The 18,375-nt window shown below is 74.4% G+C and carries 16 protein-coding genes; 6 read left to right on the top strand and 10 right to left on the bottom strand.

Annotated features, from left to right (window positions below; genetic code table 11):
- Positions 1-5: 5 nt before the first annotated feature.
- The 4 genes from ACGFX4_RS03935 to ACGFX4_RS03920 all read right to left on the bottom strand — a co-directional run bounded on the left by ACGFX4_RS03935 (position 6) and on the right by ACGFX4_RS03920 (position 2,972).
- Positions 6-740: a polysaccharide deacetylase family protein gene (locus ACGFX4_RS03935; protein ID WP_393069999.1), complete on the bottom strand. Its 735-nt coding sequence runs from the start codon at positions 738-740 to the stop codon at positions 6-8.
- Positions 740-1,510 (bottom strand): SDR family NAD(P)-dependent oxidoreductase, encoded by a 771-nt coding sequence (locus tag ACGFX4_RS03930; RefSeq protein ID WP_393069998.1) that lies wholly within the window; start codon positions 1,508-1,510, stop codon positions 740-742. The genes ACGFX4_RS03935 and ACGFX4_RS03930 overlap by 1 nt, the downstream gene beginning before the upstream one ends.
- Positions 1,511-1,583: 73 nt before the next feature.
- Positions 1,584-2,003: a hypothetical protein gene (locus ACGFX4_RS03925; RefSeq protein WP_393069997.1), complete on the bottom strand. Its 420-nt coding sequence runs from the start codon at positions 2,001-2,003 to the stop codon at positions 1,584-1,586.
- A gap of 93 nt (positions 2,004-2,096) precedes the next feature.
- Complete coding sequence (locus tag ACGFX4_RS03920; RefSeq protein ID WP_393069995.1) at positions 2,097-2,972, bottom strand: hypothetical protein; 876 nt, start codon at positions 2,970-2,972, stop codon at positions 2,097-2,099.
- Positions 2,973-3,149: 177 nt separating this feature from the next.
- On the opposite strand from ACGFX4_RS03920, the gene ACGFX4_RS03915 reads away from it, so the two are divergent.
- The 5 genes from ACGFX4_RS03915 to ACGFX4_RS03895 all read left to right on the top strand — a co-directional run bounded on the left by ACGFX4_RS03915 (position 3,150) and on the right by ACGFX4_RS03895 (position 9,146).
- Positions 3,150-4,439 (top strand): cytochrome P450, encoded by a 1,290-nt coding sequence (locus tag ACGFX4_RS03915; protein ID WP_393069994.1) that lies wholly within the window; start codon positions 3,150-3,152, stop codon positions 4,437-4,439.
- A 286-nt stretch (positions 4,440-4,725) separates the two neighbouring features.
- Positions 4,726-6,792, top strand: coding sequence for an elongation factor G (fusA, locus tag ACGFX4_RS03910; protein WP_393069992.1), 2,067 nt, complete (start codon positions 4,726-4,728; stop codon positions 6,790-6,792).
- A gap of 121 nt (positions 6,793-6,913) precedes the next feature.
- A complete protein-coding gene (locus tag ACGFX4_RS03905; protein ID WP_393069990.1) occupies positions 6,914-8,008 on the top strand; it encodes a PP2C family protein-serine/threonine phosphatase in 1,095 nt (364 codons plus the stop codon).
- A 168-nt stretch (positions 8,009-8,176) separates the two neighbouring features.
- Positions 8,177-8,614 carry an SsgA family sporulation/cell division regulator gene (locus tag ACGFX4_RS03900; RefSeq protein WP_393069988.1) on the top strand — a complete coding sequence of 146 codons (438 nt, stop codon included), beginning with the start codon at positions 8,177-8,179 and terminating at the stop codon, positions 8,612-8,614.
- Positions 8,615-8,729: 115 nt separating this feature from the next.
- Positions 8,730-9,146 (top strand): ATP-binding protein, encoded by a 417-nt coding sequence (locus ACGFX4_RS03895; RefSeq protein ID WP_393069987.1) that lies wholly within the window; start codon positions 8,730-8,732, stop codon positions 9,144-9,146.
- Positions 9,147-9,192: 46 nt separating this feature from the next.
- Here the strand turns inward: ACGFX4_RS03895 and ACGFX4_RS03890 are convergent, their stop codons facing one another.
- From ACGFX4_RS03890 to ACGFX4_RS03870, 5 genes are read right to left on the bottom strand one after another with little or no spacing between them, the layout of a single operon-like run.
- A complete protein-coding gene (locus ACGFX4_RS03890; RefSeq protein ID WP_393069986.1) occupies positions 9,193-10,191 on the bottom strand; it encodes a LacI family DNA-binding transcriptional regulator in 999 nt (332 codons plus the stop codon).
- A 34-nt stretch (positions 10,192-10,225) separates the two neighbouring features.
- Positions 10,226-11,980 carry a glycoside hydrolase family 36 protein gene (locus ACGFX4_RS03885; RefSeq protein WP_393069985.1) on the bottom strand — a complete coding sequence of 585 codons (1,755 nt, stop codon included), beginning with the start codon at positions 11,978-11,980 and terminating at the stop codon, positions 10,226-10,228.
- A 5-nt stretch (positions 11,981-11,985) separates the two neighbouring features.
- Positions 11,986-12,843 carry a carbohydrate ABC transporter permease gene (locus ACGFX4_RS03880; protein ID WP_393069983.1) on the bottom strand — a complete coding sequence of 286 codons (858 nt, stop codon included), beginning with the start codon at positions 12,841-12,843 and terminating at the stop codon, positions 11,986-11,988.
- Positions 12,840-13,766 carry a carbohydrate ABC transporter permease gene (locus ACGFX4_RS03875; protein WP_393069981.1) on the bottom strand — a complete coding sequence of 309 codons (927 nt, stop codon included), beginning with the start codon at positions 13,764-13,766 and terminating at the stop codon, positions 12,840-12,842. The genes ACGFX4_RS03880 and ACGFX4_RS03875 overlap by 4 nt, the downstream gene beginning before the upstream one ends.
- A complete protein-coding gene (locus ACGFX4_RS03870; protein ID WP_393069979.1) occupies positions 13,763-15,115 on the bottom strand; it encodes an ABC transporter substrate-binding protein in 1,353 nt (450 codons plus the stop codon). The genes ACGFX4_RS03875 and ACGFX4_RS03870 overlap by 4 nt, the downstream gene beginning before the upstream one ends.
- Positions 15,116-15,306: 191 nt before the next feature.
- Here ACGFX4_RS03870 and ACGFX4_RS03865 point away from each other — a divergent pair, with 191 nt between their 5' ends.
- Positions 15,307-17,655, top strand: coding sequence for a hypothetical protein (locus tag ACGFX4_RS03865; protein WP_393069978.1), 2,349 nt, complete (start codon positions 15,307-15,309; stop codon positions 17,653-17,655).
- A 63-nt stretch (positions 17,656-17,718) separates the two neighbouring features.
- Here the strand turns inward: ACGFX4_RS03865 and ACGFX4_RS03860 are convergent, their stop codons facing one another.
- Complete coding sequence (locus tag ACGFX4_RS03860) at positions 17,719-18,348, bottom strand: rhomboid-like protein (protein WP_393069976.1); 630 nt, start codon at positions 18,346-18,348, stop codon at positions 17,719-17,721.
- Between the last annotated feature and the right edge of the window lie 27 nt (positions 18,349-18,375).

Below are 18,375 nucleotides of genomic sequence, written 5' to 3'. Positions count from 1 at the left end.
GGGCGTCAGGCCGCCGGGACGGCGTGGTCGCGGAGCGGGCCGAGGGCCAGGCCCCGGTCGGCGCAGTGGTCGGCGATCAGGGGGAGGGCCGCCAGGGTGGTCCGCCAGGAGCCCGGGGCGGAGGTGCAGTCGGAGTCGTGCAGGAGCAGCGTGGCGCCGGGGCGCAGGCGGGGGGCGGCGGTGGCGAGCACCGAGGCGGGGGTGGCGTCGTCGGTCCAGTCGCGGCCCCAGGCCGTCCACAGCACGGTGCGCAGCCCGAGCCGGCGGGACGCCGCCGCGAGGCCCGCGGTGAGCACCCCGTACGGCGGCCGGTACCACTGCGGCTCGTCGCAGCAGTACGCGGTGACGGCGTCCCGGGTGCGGCGCAGCTCGGACAGGTCGCGGCGGGGCGCCGGGTACCACGGGACGCGGTGGTACCAGCCGTGCACGGCGACCTCGTGGCCGCGCAGGACCAGCTCGCGGCCCAGGTCGGGGTGGCGTTCCAGGGCGTCGCCGAGCAGGAAGAAGGTGGCGCGGGCGCCGATCCGGTCGAGGGCGTCCAGGACGGGCGGGGTGCCGGCCGGGTCGGGCCCGTCGTCGAAGGTCAGCGCGACGTGCCCGGGGCGTTCGCCGTACCCGGCGGTGCGCCGGGCCAGGTGGTGGCGGACGGGCGGCAGCCGGACGGCGGCCGGTGCCAGGTGCAGCAGCTCGACGCCCGCGGCCGCCGCCGCGGCCGCGCCGGTCGCTCCGGTGGCGCGCATCAGCCGAACCGGGCCGCCAGCCGCCGGAACGTGCCCGGCGCGAGGCCGTGGATGCGGGCCGGCCCGGCGAGCCACGCCGGGACGAACACCCGGTCCCGGTGGGTGGTGATGGTGGCGACCACCGAGTCGGCGACCTTCCCGGCGGACACCGGGCGGGGCCGCTCCCGCTGGTAGGGGGTGCCGCGCCGGGCGAAGAACGGGGTGTCGACCGGGCCGGGCAGCACGATCCGGACATCGACGCCGGTGCCGCGCAGCTCGTACCAGAGGCTCTCCGCGAACATCGCCAGCCCCGCCTTGGTGGCGGCGTACGCGGTCTCGTCGCGGACGCCCACCTGGCCGGCCATCGAGCCGAGCAGCACGATCCGGCCGTGCCGGCGGGCCAGCATGCCGGGCAGCAGCTCCCGGGCCAGGCGCAGCGGGGCGCCCAGGTTGACCTCCAGCATCCGGTCCACGGCGTCCGGCGGCGTCTGGACGAACGGGCCGCGCCAGCCGAGCCCGGCGCTGGCGACCAGCGCGTCCACCCGGCCGGTGGCGGCGAGCGCCGCGTCGGCCAGCAGGCGTGGGCCGTCCGGGGTGGCGAGGTCCTGCGGCAGTGCCTTGCCGCCGGTGCGGTCGGCGACCTCGGCCAGCCGGTCGGGGTCGGTGCCGGAGAGGAGTAAGCGCCAGCCTGCTCCGGCCAGGCGGTCGGCGGTGGCGGCGCCGATGCCGGAGGAGGCTCCGGTGATCAGCGCCACCGGGGTTTCGCCCTGTCGGGTGTCGTCCGAGCCCATGTGCACCTGCCCGGTCGGGGGTACGTTCGGCTCCCCACGATCCCACCGCACCGCCCGCCGGGCGACCGGGGTGTCAGCCCGTGGCGACCGGCTCGCGCAGGGTGGCGGTCAGCAGCGGCATGTACGCGGGGGAGCACGCGAACAGCACCGGCTCCCCGCGGTCGCGGCACTCTGCCACCTGCCAGTAGCGGCGGACCGCGGCGGGGTCGGTCTTCGCCCGCTCGCGCACCCGGACCAGCTCCAGGTGCACCAGCGGGACCGGCCGCCGGTTCAGGCCCGGCTCCTCGGTCGGCGCGACCGCGAGCGTGCTCCGGGAGACGCTCAGGAAGCCGAGCGTCGGCCGGCAGTACGGGCGGTCGCCGATCGCGCTGCCCTCGAAGCTCACCACCTGCCCCGCCTCGACCGCCGCGGTCAGCTTCCGGGCCCGCCGCCGCTCGCCGCCGCCGGGCACCGGCAGCAGGGTCAGCACTCCGAGCAGGATGTCGAGCAGCATCCGGTTCCCCCCAGGTGACGTCGTTTCGACACGGACGACGAGCAACCGGGGCGGTTGGTTCCGGTGGACGGTCCAAGGCCTGTCCGACAGGCCTCAGCGGGGCGCGGGGGTGCGTTCGGCGGGGTGGTCCGCGGCGGGGTCGGTGCCGGGTTCGGGTTCGGCGAAGCGGGCGAGCAGGAAGGTGCCGCCGACCGCGAGGAGGAAGCCGAGCACCGCGCACCACGCGTAGCCGGGTCTGGCGGTGTCGCCGAGCGCCAGCACCCCGATCACCGCCGGGCCGAAGGTCTCCGACAGGGTTCCGGCCGCGGTCGCGGCGGTGACGGTGCCGCGTTGCAGGGCGAGCGCGTACGCGACGTAGCCGCCGACGCCGCCGAGCGCCAGCGCGTACGTGGCCGGGTCGGCGAGCACCGCGGTGAGGCTGCTCGCGTCGAGCACCCGGACGGCGAGGCTGGTGATGCCGAAGCCGACGCCCGCGAGCAGGCCGATCCCGGCGGCGGCCGCGTTGCCGGCCCGGCGGGCGAGCAGGGCGGTGCCGGCCAGCATCAGCACGGTGGTGCCGAGCAGCGCCAGGTGGAACGCCGGCGGGGCGTCCTCCCGGCCCTCGGTGCCGGAGCCGACGGTGAGCAGCAGCAGGCCGGCGACGACGGCGGTGATGCCCGCCGTGTCGCTGCGGTGCAGGTGGGTGCCGAGCATCCGGACGGCGGCCAGCGCGGTGACCGCGAGGCTGGCGTTGGTGACCGCCTGCACGGTGAACAGCGGGAGCGTGCGCAGGGCGACGATGCTCAGCGCGAAGCCCGCGATGTCCATGACGGTGCCGAGGACGAACGGCCAGCTGCGCACCAGCGCGGCCAGCAGTCCGGCCCGGACCCGGTCGACGTGGGGCGCGGCGCGGGCGCCGCGCGCCTGGAAGACCGAGCCGAAGCCGAAGCACGCGGTCGCGGCGAGGGCCGCGGTCAGTCCGAGCAGCATCGGCGCCTCCGGCCGGGTACGGCGGTGGGTGGTCCGCCACCAGTCTGGGCCGGGCGGGCCGCTCGGCGCAGGTCGGCGGTGGCGAGCCGGGGAACCGCGCTCCCTGGGCGTCATCGCCTGCGTACACTCCGTCAGGTCAGGCCCGTCGCACGTCGTACGTCGCCGAGGAGCAGCCCGATGGCCACCGCAGTCGTCCGTGAGGTACCCGAGTTGGACGCCGCCGCGGTCGCCGAGTGGCGGGCCGGGCGGCGGCCGCTGGTGGAGTTGATGGCGCGGGCGCAGCGGGAGCTGGGCGGGGTCGCGGGGTTCCGGCTGGGCGAGGGGCCGCCGACGGTGGTGGTGACGGATCCGGCGGCGGTGCAGCACGTGCTGGCGCTGAACCCGGAGACGTACGCGAAGCGCTCGCACCGGGCGCGGATGCTGGTCGGCGACGGTGTGCTGTCGGCGTCCGGCGAGGCGTGGCGCAACCAGCGGCGGCTGCTGCAGGCGCAGTTCACCGGGCCGGGGATGCGCCGCTACCAGCACCGGCTGGAGGCGGCGGCCCGGGCGACGGCCGAGCGCTGGGCGGGCCACGCGCGGACCGGCGAGCCGGTGGACATCGGCGAGGAGATGCGGCTCTTCGCGCTGGACACCGTCTGGCGGGCGCTGACCGGCCATCCGGTGGACGCGGCGACGGCGCAGGCACTCGGCGGGGTGGCGGCGGTCGTCGAGGCGCTGCCGAGCCTGCCCGCCGACGCGGTGGAGCCGCCGCCGGCCGTCGCGGCGGACCTGGCGCGGATCGACGAGGTCGCGCACCAGGCGATCGCGGCCGCCCGGACGGGTGAGGCCGGTCCGGACGGGCCGGGGCTGCTGCACCTGCTGGTCGAGGCGGGCGAGGAGCGGCCGGAGTACACCGACGCGCTGATCCGGGACGAGCTGGTGACCCTGCTGATGGCCGGGCACGAGACCACGGCGTCCACCCTGACCTGGCTGTACCTGCTGCTCGACGGCGCCCCCGAGGCCCGCGGGTGGGCGCTCGCCGCCGGGCCGGACGGCTCGGCGGAGCGCCGCGCGGCGATCGACGCGCTGGCGTCCGAGGCGCTGCGGCTGTACCCGTCGGCGTGGATGCTGCCGCGGCGGGCGGTCGTCGACGACGTGCTGCTCGGCCACCGCATCGAGGCCGGCAGCGACGTCCTCAGCTGCCCGTACCTCACCCACCGCGATCCCGGGCTCTGGGCGGAGCCCGGGCGCTTCGACCCGCGCCGGTTCACCGAGCCCGGCGGGCGGCCCGCGCAGCAGGGCGCGTACCTGCCGTTCGGCATCGGCGCCCGCGCCTGCCTGGGCATCCGCTTCGCCCAGCGGGAGATGCTGGCCCTGCTCGAACTGCTGCTCCCCGCGCACACCGTGGCGTTCCACGCGCCCGCGCCCGCCGCCGCCTTCGGCCTCACCGTCCGCCCGACCGGCCCGACCCCGGCGACCATCAACTAATTGCGTGGCCGGGCAGGCGGGTTGTTCCTAGACTCGGCTCCCAGAGCGCGCTGCCGGTTCGGGCCGCGCGCGCCGTGACGGGTCCGGAGGGGGGCGAGGGGCATGCGTGAGCGCTGCGTCCTCGTCGTTCCCGCGTCGCGGTTCGAGGTGATCCTGGTGTCCCCGTCCGCCCGGTGCCGGCTGCGCGGCCGCCACCGGACGTCCTGACGCGACACCTCGCTCCGACGTTCCGTCAGGGCCAATTGCGCCGCCCCGTTCAGGTTCCACCTCGAAAGGCCATCGGGCCATGCGCATCGACCTCACCCGCAACCTCGGCATCCTCGCCCACGTGGACGCCGGCAAGACCACCGTCACCGAGCGGATCCTCTTCCTGACCGGCCTGACGCACCGCCGGGGCGAGGTCCACGACGGCACCACCGTCACGGACTTCGACCCGCAGGAGCGCGACCGGGGCATCACCATCTTCGCGGCGGCCGCCAGCTGCGTCTGGGACGGCCACCGGCTGAACGTCGTCGACACGCCCGGGCACGTCGACTTCACCGACGAGGTGGAGCGTTCGCTGCGGGTGCTGGACGGCGCGGTCGCGGTGTTCGACGCGGTCGCGGGTGTCGAGCCGCAGAGCGAGACGGTGTGGCGGCAGGCGGACCGGCACGGCGTGCCGCGGATCGCCTTCGTCAACAAGCTCGACCGGGCCGGTGCGGACCTGGACCTCGCGGTCGCCTCGATCCGCGAGCGGCTGGGCGTCGTCCCGCTGGTGGTGCAGCTGCCGATCGGCACCGAGGACGCCTTCACGGGTCTGGTCGACCTGGTCCAGATGACGGCCCTGAGCTGGCCCGACGGCACGGACGGGGTCGCCGTGGGCCCGGTGCCGGAGGAGCTGCGCGCCGAGGCGGACCGCCGTCGCCGGCTGTTGGAGGAGGCGGTCGCCGAGCTGCACCCCGCCGCGCTGGAGGAGTACTGCACCACCGCCGCGCTCTCCCCCGCCACGCTGACGGCCGCCCTGCGCGACCTGACGCACGGCGGGCAGGGCGTGGTGGTGCTGGCCGGCTCGGCGTACCGCAACCGGGGCATCGAGCCGCTGCTGGACGCGGTCACCGCCTACCTGCCCTCGCCCTCGGACGTGCCGCCGGTGCGTGGCCTGCCGGTCGGGGCGGCGGCAGTCGGGGCGGCGGCGGACGGGGACCTGGTGGAGCGGCCGGCCGATCCGGCGGCGCCGTTCGCGGGGCTGGTGTTCAAGGTGACCGTCGGCGACAGCGGCCGGCTCGGCTTCCTGCGGGTGTACGCGGGGACGCTGCGCCGGGGCGACACCGTGCTGGACGCGGGGACCGGCCGGACCGAGCGGGTCCGGCGGATCTTCCGGGTCCGGGCCGACCGGCACACCGAGGTGCCGGAGGCGGTGGCGGGCGACATCGTCGCCGTGGTCGGGCCGAAGGCGGCCGCGACCGGGGCGACGCTGTGCGCGCCGGACGCCCCGCTGCTGCTGGAACCGCCGACGGCGGCCGACCCGGTGGTCTCGGTGGCCGTCGAGGCCCGGCGGACCGTCGACACCGACCGGCTGGCCGTCGCGCTGGCCCGGCTGGTGGAGGAGGACCCGTCGCTGACCGTCCGGACCGATCCGGAGACCGGTCAGACCGTGCTGTCCGGCATGGGCGAGCTGCACCTGGAGGTGGCGGTGGAGAAGGTCCGCCGCGCCACCGGGCTGGAGGTCGCCGTCGGCCGGCCGCAGGTCGCGCTGCGCGAGACCGTGGTGCGCGGGGTGACCGGGCTGACCTACCGGCACGCCAAGCAGGACGGCGGCGCCGGGCAGTTCGCCCAGGTGGTGCTGGACGTGGCGCCGCTCGACCACGCCGAGGCGGACTTCGTGTTCGGCTCGGCCGTGGTCGGCGGGCGGGTGCCGAAGGAGTACGTGCAGGCCGTCGAGGCGGGCTGCCGGGACGCCCTCGCCGAGGGGCCGCTCGGCGGCCACCCGGTGACCGGGCTGCGGGTGACCCTGACCGACGGGGCCACCCACGTCAAGGACTCCTCGGAGCTCGCCTTCCGCACCGCCGGGCGGCTCGCCCTGCGCGAGGCGCTGCGGCGCTGCGCGGTGCAGCTGCTCGAACCGGTCGCGGAGGTCACCGTGACCGTGCCGGAGGAGAGCGTCGGCGCGGTGGTCGGCGACCTGTCGGCCCGGCGCGGCCGGATCAGCGGGTCCACCGCCCGCGGCGGCACCGCGGTGGTCACGGCGACCGTGCCGCTGGCCGAACTGTTCGGCTGGGCGACCCGGCTGCGCAGCCGCACCAGCGGCCGCGGCGGCTTCACCACCCGCCCGGCGGGCTACGCCCCGGCTCCGGCCGCGGTGGCAGCCGGGTAGCAGCGGGCCCCCGTCCGGGCGAATGCGCGGGCGGGGGCCGTCCGGGGCACAGTGAAAGGGGGACGGAACTCGCATACCGGGGCAATCGTTACCGGGTACGGAGAGCGAGGTACTGCACCGCATGACACCGACCACCCTGCGTACCCGGCTCAGCCCCCGCCTGTTCTGGTCCGCCCTGGCGGTCGCCACGCTGCTGGTCGTGCTGCTCTCGCTGCTCTCCAGCACCACGGCCCGGCTCTCGCCGCTGCTGATCGTGCTGCCCGCGCTGGCCGCCGGTCTGGGCTCCGTCCGGCAGACGCTGATCGCCTCCGGCTGGGTGCTGGCGCTGCTCGGGGTGTCCTTCGCCTACGAGCCGCCCGAGCAGGTCACCGACGGGGTCACCGAGACCGTCGCGGCGATCGCCTTCCTGGCCCTCGCGGTCTCCGCCTGCCGCTGGCGCACCCACCGCGAGCGGGAGCTGGAGCGCCTGCGCACCACCCTGGTGGCGCTGCAGCGGCAGATCCTGCGGCCGCTGCCGGTGGTCACCCGGGAGGTGCTGATGCACGGCGTCTACGCGCCGGTCGAGGAGGACCGGCAGGTCGGCGGCGACATCTACGAGATCGTCCAGTCGCCGTTCGGCACCCGGGTGCTGATCGGCGACGTGCAGGGCAAGGGCCTGGCGGCGATCGGCGCGGGCTTCGCGGTGCTGGGCGCGTTCCGCGAGGCCGCGTACCGGGAGCCGACGCTGTCGGCGGTGGTCGACGCGCTGGAGGACGCGGTGGTGCGGCACAACGAGTTCGCCGAGCAGAGCGGCGAGCCGACCCGCTTCGTCACGGCGCTGGTGCTCAGCATCGACGGCGAACCCGAGGTGCAGGCCGTCAACTGCGGGCACCTGCCGCCGTACGTGCTCGACGGCCCGGGCGGCCACGGCCCGCTGGACCTCGCGGACACCGCCGTCCCGCTCGGCCTCGCGGCCCTCTCCTCCGAGCCGCGGGTGGTGCAGTGGTTCGACCTGCCCGAGCGCACCACCCTGCTGCTGTACACCGACGGGGTCTCCGAGGCCCGCGACCGCAGCGGCGCCTTCTACCCGCTGGAGGAGCGGCTGCCCGAGCTCGCCGGGCTCCCCGCCGCCGACCTGGTGACCGCGCTGCGCGCCGACATCGACCGCTTCACCGCCGGGGCCCGCCGCGACGACATCGCGGCGCTCTCGCTGCGCCGCGCCCCGGCGCTGCACTGAACCGCACGACCGTTCGGGTGCACACGGTTGCGTCACAGCGGTGCGCACCGCGTTCGGAGCTTGTGGAGATGGCGGCCGGGCCGCGTGGCCGGCCCGGAGGACGGGTACGCGCCGCCGTTACCGGCACCCGCCCCGGCCGGGGCGGGGCGGTCACAGAAGGGCGATCCGATGTCGAACTCCGCCGTCCACCCGGTGTCCGTCACGCTGCCGCAGAGCCCGCAGCCCGACGTCCCCGTCGCCGCGGAGCTGCGCTTCGACAGCGACCGCCCGTACGCGGCGTGCCTGGCGTTCCCGGTGGCGGAGTGCGGCTGCGCCGACGAAGGGCTGCGGCTGTGCTGGTACTTCAGCCGCGACCTGCTCAACGAGGGCCGGCACGCCCCGGCGGGCCTCGGCGACGTCGAGGTCCGGCCCGGGGGGCCGGGCAGCGTGCTGATCACCCTGCAGGGACCGGACGGGCACGCGGTGCTCAGCGCCCCGACCGACACCGTGGCGGCGTTCCTCGCCGAGTGCTTCGCCCTGGTGCCCGCCGGGTCGGAGACCGACCACCTGGACATCGACGGCATCCTGGTCCACCTCCTGGACGGCGACGGGCCACGGGCCGCCTGAGCCGGACTACGGATGATGGCGCACTGCCCAACATCGGCGACCCGTATTGTTTCCGACCCCCGGATGCGCCGACCGTGGGACGCGTCAACCGTCCGGCCGTCCCCCGGGAGACCCGATGAACCGCGTCCACGTCCGCCCCGCCGCGGTCGACAGCGCCGGGTTCCGGCTGGAGCCGGGCGGGCACGTCACTGGTCACCTGCGCAACTGGGTGTGCGGGAGCCTGCGTCGCTGGGGGCTGGAGCCGCTGACGCCCGACCTCGAACTGATCGCCACCGAGTTGGCGGGCAACGCCCTGCTCCACGGTGAGCTCCCGGCCAGGGCCACCCTGGAGCTGCTGCCGGCCCGCGGGGTGCGCCTGGCGGTCACCGACGCCGGGCCCGGCTTCCTCCCGGAGCCGGTGGTCGCCTCCTGGGAGGACGACGCCGACGGGGCGGGCCGGGGGCTGATGATCGTCTCCGCGCTCAGCACCGCCTGGGGCGTGGACCGCCTGGACCTCGGCCAGCGGGTCTGGGCCGACCTCGTCCCGCACTGACCCGCCCTGACCCGCACCGCCCGCCCCCGCCGCGGGCCGGGCGGGCTCACGCCGTCGGCACCGGCCCGGTGGTCGCGCGGATCACCAGCTCCGGGTCGAACAGCAGCTCGCCGGTGGGCGTGTCCCGGCCGCCGACCAGGGCCAGCACGCTGCGCCCCACCTCCAGCGCGAGGCGGTCGGCGGGCTGGCGCACCGTGGTCAGCGGCGGGTCGACGAACTCGGTGATCATCGAGCCGTCGTAGCCGACCACCGAGAGGTCCTCGGGCACCGAGCGGCCGAGCCGGCGCGCCCCGCGCACCACGCCCAGCGCCATGAAGTCGCTGGCGGCCACGATCGCGGTGGCGCCCAGGTCGAGCAGCGCGCCGGCCGCGGCCTGCCCGCCCTCCACCGTGTACGACTGCCGGATCACCAGGCGCTCCGGCTCGACGGCGCCGCGCCGGGCCATGGCCTCCAGGAAGCCCTGCACCCGGCGGTCGGCCGGCTGGTTGCCCGCCGGGCCGGAGGCCATGCCGATCACCCGGTGGCCCAGCCGGTGGAGGTGGTCGACGGCCAGTTCGGCGGCCAGCCGGTCGTCGGTGGAGAACACCGGGACCGGGACGCCGTCCGCGAACTCGCCGTTGACCCCGAGGTAGGGGATGCGGCGGGTGCGCAGCATCTCGTAGATGTCGGTGTCCGCGCCGTCCACGGTGTTGGAGGCGGAGAGGAAGACCACCGCGGCGATGCCCTTGTCGATGATCGCGGCGATGTACTCCCGCTCCTGCACGCCGCCGGGGAAGGAGGGGCACAGGACCGTCTTGAGGCCGTGCGGCGCGAGCGCCGACTCGATGCGCTCGGCGACGTCCGCGAAGAAGGGGTTGGAGACGTGCTCGGTGACCACGGCGACGATCTGCCCCTGGACGGAGCGCTCGTAGCCGAGTTCGGCCATGGCCCGCTCGACCGCGTCCCGGGTCTTCTTCGCCACGCCCTGGCGGCGGTTGATCACCCGACTGACCGTCGCCTCGCTCACACCCGCGTGAGCGGCGATCTCGACGATGCCGATCTTCATGTCCTCCCCTTCACCGGACGGTCCACCGGGCCGTTCACACGCTGCTTCGAATCCGGGCCAGCCCCATCCGCGGGACCGGCACGCTGCGCAGGCCCGGCACGAGAGTGGTCTGGACCCGGTCGATCATACGGCCGTCGGCGGCGTGCACCTCGATCTCCGCAGCCAGCTCCCCGCCGTGCACCTCCAGCACCAGGCGGTCCGCCGAACTCCCGTTGACCAGTACGGTTTCGGTGAAGTCGGCCGGGCGCAGCGGCACCGCGCGCCCGGTGTGCACATCGAGCACGCACACGCCGTCGGCGACGGACTCCACCACCGTGTAGAGCTCGTCGGGGCGGCCCGGCTCGACCCGGCCGTCCAGCAGCTGCGGCCGCAGGGCGCGCCACTGGGCGAGCCAGAAGCGCAGCGCGGCCAGGTGCTCCTCGGGCAGGGTGTCCAGGCGGACGGAGACCTGCGGGACGGCGTGCAGGGTGCTGATCAGGTGGCGGGCGCAGGACTCGACGGGCGCCCCTGCCTCCCACATCAGCGGGTCGCTGTGGACGGCTCCGCCGACGGCGAGCAGCGCGGTGTCGATGGTGCGGACCCGGTTGCCGGTGGAGTCGCCGGGGCAGTCGAAGGAGCGCAGCATGTTGCCGAAGGCGGCCATGCCGGGGCCGACGTAGGGCTGGCGCAGTTCGAGCAGCACGTCCGGGCGGACGGCCTCCAGGCCGGCGCGCAGGTCGGCGAGCAGCAGGGTCAGCGCCCGGCCGACGTCGCCGCCGCCGTCGTGGGCGTAGACCATCGCCTCGTCGAGGAAGTCGACCTTGAGGCCGTCGAGTCCGTGCTCGCGGACCAGGCGCACGCACAGGTCGACGACGTGGGCGCGGACCTCGGGCCGGCGCGGGTCGAGGACGTTCGCTCCGGGGACGCCGGCGGCGACGGGGGCGTACGGCTTCCACCGCTCGTGGCAGGCGGCCTTGGGGCCCAGCAGCAGCGGGGCGACCCAGGCGAGGTAGCGCAGGCCGGTGTCGCGGACCCGGGCGACGTGGCCGGCGAAGTCGGGGAACTTCCGCGGGTCGGGCGTCCAGTCGCCGACGCCGGCGTAGCCGCGGCCGCTGCCGTGCTCCTGCCAGCCGTCGTCGAGGATCAGGGCGCCGAAGCCGAGGCCGGCGGCGAGCCGGGCCTGCTTCTCGACCTCGCCGGCGGTGACGTTCTGGTTGTAGGCGTACCAGGTGCAGTAGAGCGGGACGCGGGCGGCCTCCGGCACCGGCATGGCGCGGGTGCGGTCGGTGAACCAGGCGCGCAGCGGGCGCAGCGCGGCGGCGACCGAGGGGGCGCGCGGGACGAGCAGCAGGCGGTGGGGCCGCTCGGCGGGCGGCAGGTGGAGGTGGACGACGTGGGTGTCGTTCTCCTCCGAGACGCCGTAGCGCAGGGCGACTTCGGGCACCGGGTCGGCGGTGGCGAAGGTGAGCAGGGTGGCGCCCGCGTAGTCGTACAGGCAGCCGGCCGCCAGGCCGTCGACCAGGCTGACGGTGGACCGGCCCTCCCAGTCGGCGACCAGGGTGCGGCGCCAGTCGGCGCCGGGGTGCCAGTAGCCGGCGGCGTCGCCGAGCGGGACGGACAGCCGTACCTCGACCGGGACGCGCGGGGCGTCGATCCTCAGCACCCGGACGCCCGGCGCGGCCTCTTCCAGGGTCCAGTCCGCGTCGGTGCCGTCGGCCAGGACGGCGACCTCGACCTCGTCGAGCAGCGGCGTGTAGCGGGCCGGGGCGAGTTCGGCGGTGGTGACGGCCTCGGGGGCCTGGGTGGTCACGGTGGTTACTCCTTGACGGCACCGGCCAGCAGGCCGGAGACGAAGTGGCGCTGGAGGGCGAGGAAGACGACGGCCATCGGGATCGCGGCGACGGCGGTGCCGGCCATGATCGCGCCGTAGTCGGTGTCGGTCACGCCCTTGAGCGAGGCGAGCGCCACGGGGATGGTCAGCGAGGCGCTGTCGCGCAGCACGATCAGCGGCCAGACGAAGTCGTTCCACTGGAAGAGGAACAGGAAGATCGCAAGCGCCGCGAGGGCCGGCTTCATCGGGGGCAGCACGACCCGGACGAACAGCCGCAGTTCGCCGCAGCCGTCGACCCGGCCGGAGTCGAGCAGCTCGTCCGGGACGGTGCCCATGGACTGGCGCATCAGGAAGATCCCGAACGGCAGGGCCAGGTTGGGCACGATGACGGCCTGGTAGGTGTTGAGCCACTCCAGGTCGGCCATCATCTTGAACAGCGGCACCAGGGTGACCTGGGCGGGGATGACCAGGCCCAGCATCAGCACGCCGAAGAGGGCGTCGCGGCCCCGGAAGCGGTACTTGGCGAAGGCGTAGCCGGCCAGGGTGCACACGGTGCCCGCGCACAGCGTGTAGAGCACGGCGATCAGCAGGGAGTTGAGCACGACCCGGCCGAACTGCGCGGTGGTCTGCAGGCTCTGCAGGTTGTCCAGCAGGTGCCCGCCGGGCATCAGCGGCGGCGGCGAGTCGAAGATCTCGTTGCTGCTGTGGGTGGCGGCGACGACCAGCCAGTAGAACGGCAGGAGCACCGCGGCCAGCAGGATGGCCAGGCTCCAGGTGAGGACGATGCTGTTGCGCAGGCGGCCGGGGGCGCTCTTGCGCCCGGCGCGGTGGGTGGGCGTCATGACTTGTCTCCCAGCACCTTGAACTGGACCAGCCCGAGGATGCCGATCAGGACGGCCAGGGCGTAGGCGATGGCGGACGCGTAGCCGAAGTCGAAGAAGGTGAAGGCGTTCTGGTACAGGTACACGCCGATGGTCAGGGTCGCGTTGTCCGGACCGCCGTGGGTGAGGATGAACGGCTCGTCGAAGATCTGCAGGGTGCCGATGGTGGAGAGCACCGTGGTCAGCAGCAGCGCGGGGCGCAGGCCCGGCAGGGTGACGTGGCGGAAGGCGCCGAGCGCCCCGGCGCCGTCCACGGAGGCGGCGTCGTACAGCTCGCGCGGGATCGACTGCAGCCGGGCGAGCAGGATCACCGCGTTGTAGCCGGTGTAGTGCCAGGTCAGCGCCAGTCCGAGGGAGATCCGCGCCCAGAGCGGGTCGGTCAGCCACGGGACCGCGTCGAGGCTGACCGACTGCAGCAGCCAGTTGACCAGGCCGTACTTCTCGTTCAGCAGCACCGAGAAGATCACGCCGTAGGCGACCAGGCCGGTGACCATCGGCAGGAAGAAGCCGAGCCGGAAGACGGCCCGCGCCCGCAGGATCGCGGAGTCGAACGCCACCGCAAGGCCGGTGGCCAGCGCCAGCATGACCGGCACCTGGACCAGCAGGACGACGGCGGTGTTCTTCAGGGCCGTCCAGAACAGCGGGTCGTCCAGCAGCCGGGTGTAGTTGTCGGCGCCGACGAAGGTGTCGGTGCCGTCGATCGTCTTGTGGAGGCTGAGGACGAAGGACCAGGCGATCGGGTAGAGCTTGAAACCGGCGAACAGCGCGAGGGCCGGCAGGACGAACAGGTACGGGGCCAGGCGGCGGCCGGTCAGCCGGGGCGGCCCCGGTCGGGGGGCCGCCCTTCGCGCGGGTGCGGGCCGCTCGGTGGTGGCGGTGCTCATCGGACGACCTTGCGGCCCGTCTGCTGGGCGAGCTGGTCGGCGGCCTGCTTGAGGACCTCGGCGGGGTCGGCGCCCTTGAGCAGGACCTTGGTCTGCGCGTCGGTGACGACCTTGAGCGCGCGGGCGTAGTCGGCGCTGTAGTTGTACGCGGGGGACGGCGCCTCCAGGGCGTTCAGGAAGATCTCGCCCTTCTTCTGGTTGGAGAAGAACTCCGAGGGGGCGTGGAAGACCGGGTCCTCGTACGCCTTCATCAGCGCCGGGGCGATGCCCTTCTCCTTGTAGATCTTCACCTGGTTCTCGGGGCGGGTGAGCACGAACTCGACGAACTTCCACGCGGCGGCCTGCTGCTTGCTGCTGCCGGCGATCGCCAGGTGGGTGGAGTTGACGGTGGCGGCGTTGCTGCCGCCGCGGCGGACGGTCGGGGGCAGGCGCACGCCCCACTTGCCCTTCTCCTCGGGGACGGTCTCCTCGATGATGCCGCCGAACCAGGTCGGCCAGGGCACCACCGCGTTGGTGCCGGCCTTGATGGAGGAGATCAGCGCGTTCCAGCCGCCGGAGGCGTCGCTGACCAGGCCGGCGTCGTTGAGCTGCTTGATGAGGGTCATGGCGCGGACGGCCTGGGGCGAGTCCAGGGTGATGCCGCCGTCGAGGTCGAAGTAGAAGGCTCCCTGGAGCTGGAGCAGCATCTGGAAGAAGTTCGCGGCGTCCGGCTGGGAGGCGGGCTTGTCGATGCCGAGCAGGTACTTGCCGGTCTTCGCCTTGATGACCTTGCCGGCCTCGATGGTGTCGTCCCAGGTGTCCAGCGCCTTGACGTCCACGCCGGCCTGCTCGAAGACGTCGGCGCGGTAGTAGAAGCCCGCCGAGTTGGCCTCCCACGGCAGGGCGTTCACCCGGCCGCCCTTGGGCGCGACGGTGGCCCACATGCCCTGGGCGAAGGCGTCCTTGTACTGGTTCGCGCCGAGCTTGGAGAGGTCGGCCAGGCCGTTCGGGAACTTCTCCACGTAGCCGGGCAGGTAGTCGACGCCGATGTGCAGCACGTCGGCGAGGCCGCTGCCGCCGGCCGCCAGGGCGGTGGTGATCTTGTCCCAGATGGCCGGGTTGCCGATGTCCTGGACGGTCACCTTGATGTCCGGGTACTGCGCGTTGAACGCGGGGACCAGCGCCTTCATCTCGGCGGCCGGGCCGGCCCAGCTCCAGACGGTGATCTCGCCCTTGGTCGCCGATCCGGCCCCGCCCGAGCCGCTGTCGCCCGCGGCCCCGCTGCCGCTGCAGGCCGCCAGGCCCGACAGCCCGGCGCCCGCCGCGAGCGCGCCACCGGCTCTCAGAACGCCTCTACGAGTGATGTCCATGATCGAACCACCTTGCTCCAGGTCGGCCGACGTGCCGACGGGGCAGGACGCTAGCAATCGCGCCGCATCACTTGCAAGATGTCATTGGAAGTTTTCTGACGGATCCGTCATTGAAAGTTTGCAAGTCTATTGAGCGTCTCCCAATCGGAGTGCTAGCGTCCGGCTCCACCCTCACCGCCCCCGGAGCCCCCATGCGCCCCTTCCGCCCCACGCGTGCGGCCCTGCTCGCCGCGATCTGCCTGGCCGCCTCCCTCGCACCGATCGGCGCCCTGCCGCCGGCCGCCGCCGTCTCCCCCGGCGCCCTCACCGTGGCCGACCCGGGCTTCGAACAGGGCGGCACCGGCTGGAACTTCACCACCGGCACCGGCACCGCCACCAACAACCCGCACGCCGGCACCCGGCTGGCCTACCTCGACGCCGGCGCCGGCAAGAAGATCTGGCAGACCGTCACCGCCACCGGCGACGGCAGCTACGACGTCTCGGCGTGGATCGCCACCGGCGCGGGCGGCGGCGCGTTCACCGTCCGCGTCAACGGCACGGCCGCCGGCAGCCTCGCGCTGCCGTCCCGCGCCGCGTACGCCCGGTACACCCTCCCCGGGATCGCCGTGCACAGCGGCGACCAGGTGGAGATCGCCTTCACCTCCGGCACCGGTTGGATCAACGCCGACGACGTCTCCGTGGCGGCGTCCGGACCCGCCGTGGCCAACCCGGGCTTCGAACAGGGCGGCACCGGCTGGAACTTCACCACCGGCACCGGCACCGCCACCAACAACCCGCACGCCGGCACCCGGCTGGCCTACCTCGACGCCGGCGCCGGCAAGAAGATCTGGCAGACCGTCACCGCCCGCACCTCGGGCGCCTACAACGTCTCCGCCTGGATCGCCACCGGCGCCGCGGGCGGCGCGTTCACCGTGCGCGTCAACGGGACGACGGCCGGCAGCGTGGCCCTCCCCGCCCGCTCCGGCTACGCCCGCTACACCGTCGGCCGGTTCGGTGTGAACCCCGGCGACCAGGTCGAGATCGCCGTCACCTCCGGCACCGGCTGGATCAACGTGGACGACGTGATGGTCTCCCCCGCGCCCGCCGTAGACCCGCAGGTCACCTCCTCCGACCCCAGGATCGCCGCGCTGTTCGACTGGGCGAAGCGCAAGGCCGGCAGCTGGGTCCAGCTCCCCGGCTCCACCGGCCCGGTCAACGTCGACGAGGGCAACACCTCCGGCACCGGCAGCGCCACCTACGAGGCCTCCTACTGGGCGGGCTACGCACACCGCAGCGCCTTCTACAGCCGCGACACCTCCCACCAGGTCGCCGGCGCGGCCGCGCTCGGCCTCGGCACCGAGAACCTGAGCATGCTCGGCGCGTTCGCCGCCACCTCCACCGCCGAGCAGCAGTACTACCCCGTCTGGGCGCTCAACTTCGACGACCGGACCAACCTGTCCATCGACTACTACGGCCCCACCAGCTTCGTCCGCGAGGTGCCCGCCGCCTTCGACCTGGTCGAGCAGGCCGACAAGGCCTACCGCTGGAGCGGCGACCCCGCCTGGGTCGAGGACCGCGCGCTGTGGAACTACTACCGGCACGCCACCAAGGAGTTCGTCGAGCTGCACGACTCCGCCAAGCCCAACGGCGTCGCCGAGGGCACCGGGAACGGCATCTTCTCCGGCGCCGCCAGCTACGACGAGAGCGGCGGCGAGCACTTCGCCGAGGCCGGCGACTCGATCGGCTCCCAGTACCAGGCGTTCCTCGCCATGGCCGACCTCGCCGCCGGCAAGGGCGACAGCGCGCTGTCCGCCCAGTACGCGCAGAAGGCCGCCGACCTGAAGACCTACTTCAACACCACCTGGAGCGGCACCGGCTCCGGCGCGGCCATGGTCCGCGGCTACTCCACCGGCGGCACCCCCATCACCGGCTGGGGCAAGGAGAACAGCTGGTTCATGCCGATGAAGCGGATCATCGACCCCGGCCCCCGCAACGACGCCTACCTCGACTACGTCGACCAGCAGGCCGCCGGCGCCGACCGGCCCGCCAACATCGAGGCCTACACCTACCTGCCCGACACCTTCTTCGCCCACAACCGCAACGACACCGCCTGGAAGTGGATGCAGTACGTCTACGACCGGCGCGACGACCAGCACACCGTCGCCCAGCAGGGCCCCAACGGCGACTACCCCGAGGTCTCCTTCACCCTGGTCGGCCAGACCGTCGAAGGACTGATGGGCGTCGCCCCGAACGCCCCGGCCCGCGCCCTGGCCACCGCCCCGCACCTGCCCACCGGCACCGGCTGGCTGCAGGTCAGCGACCTGGCGATCGGGCACAACACCTTCACGCTGCGCCACGACGGCGCGACCAGGTCCACCCTCACCAACACCACCGGCACCGACGCCTACAGCTGGGAGGCGCGCTTCCCCGGCACCCGGGCCACCGTCACCGTCAACGGCGTCGCCCGGGCGGCCACCACCCGGACCGTCGACGGCACCGTCTACAGCTGTGCCACCGTCACCGTCGCCCCCGGCGCCACCGTCACGGTCGACGCCTCCTGACCGACCCGCTCGGGGCTTCGCCCGAACGCCTCCGCCCCCTCCGGACTGCCGGAGGGGGCGGAATCAGGTGGTCGGCGGGCGGCTCGGGCCCAGCACCGCCGCCAGGGCGAAGCCGAGCGCGGCGGCGAGCAGGTGGCCCACCGTGGTGAAGTCCGGGAGCGGGCCGCCGGGCCACTCCGCGCCGGCCAGCGGCCAGCCGAGGACGAACAGCACCCACGGGATCCGGGCCCACCGCGGCACCGCCAGGACGCCGAGCGCCAGCACGGTCTGCGCGCCGTAGCTGATCCCGAAGTCCGAGGCGTGCCGCACCTCCGGCGGGTACCAGCCCCGGTCCAGCGCGAGCACGATCACCGCCGCGGTGAGCAGCGTCGCCGCGAGGTGCCCGCCGAGGAAGACCGCCGCCGCCCGGGCCGAGCCCCAGCGCCGCTCCGCCCAGGCGAGGAAGCAGCCCACGCCCAGCCCGAGCGTGATCAGCGTCCCGACGATCCCCGTCGAGGCGAGGTCGGTGAGCGTCCCGTCGAAAAACAGGGCGCTGCCGAACAGCGCGGGCACCGGGTGGTCGCCGAGGTTGTCCAGGTTGGTGCCGAGGTAGTCGAGCAGGCCGGCCGAGGGCCCGTACACCACCCAGGCGTGCCCGATCAGCAGCAGGCACAGGTAGCCGAAGGCCAGGGGCGAGCGCCGCACGTAGTCCATGATCCAAGTGTGACCGGGTGCGGCACC

The sequence above is a fragment of the Kitasatospora sp. NPDC048365 genome (genome assembly GCF_043200835.1).
GTDB classification, from domain to species: domain Bacteria; phylum Actinomycetota; class Actinomycetes; order Streptomycetales; family Streptomycetaceae; genus Kitasatospora; species Kitasatospora terrestris.
The sequence above is the reverse complement of the archived record's forward strand: the minus strand, read 5'-3'. Positions and strand labels throughout refer to the sequence as shown.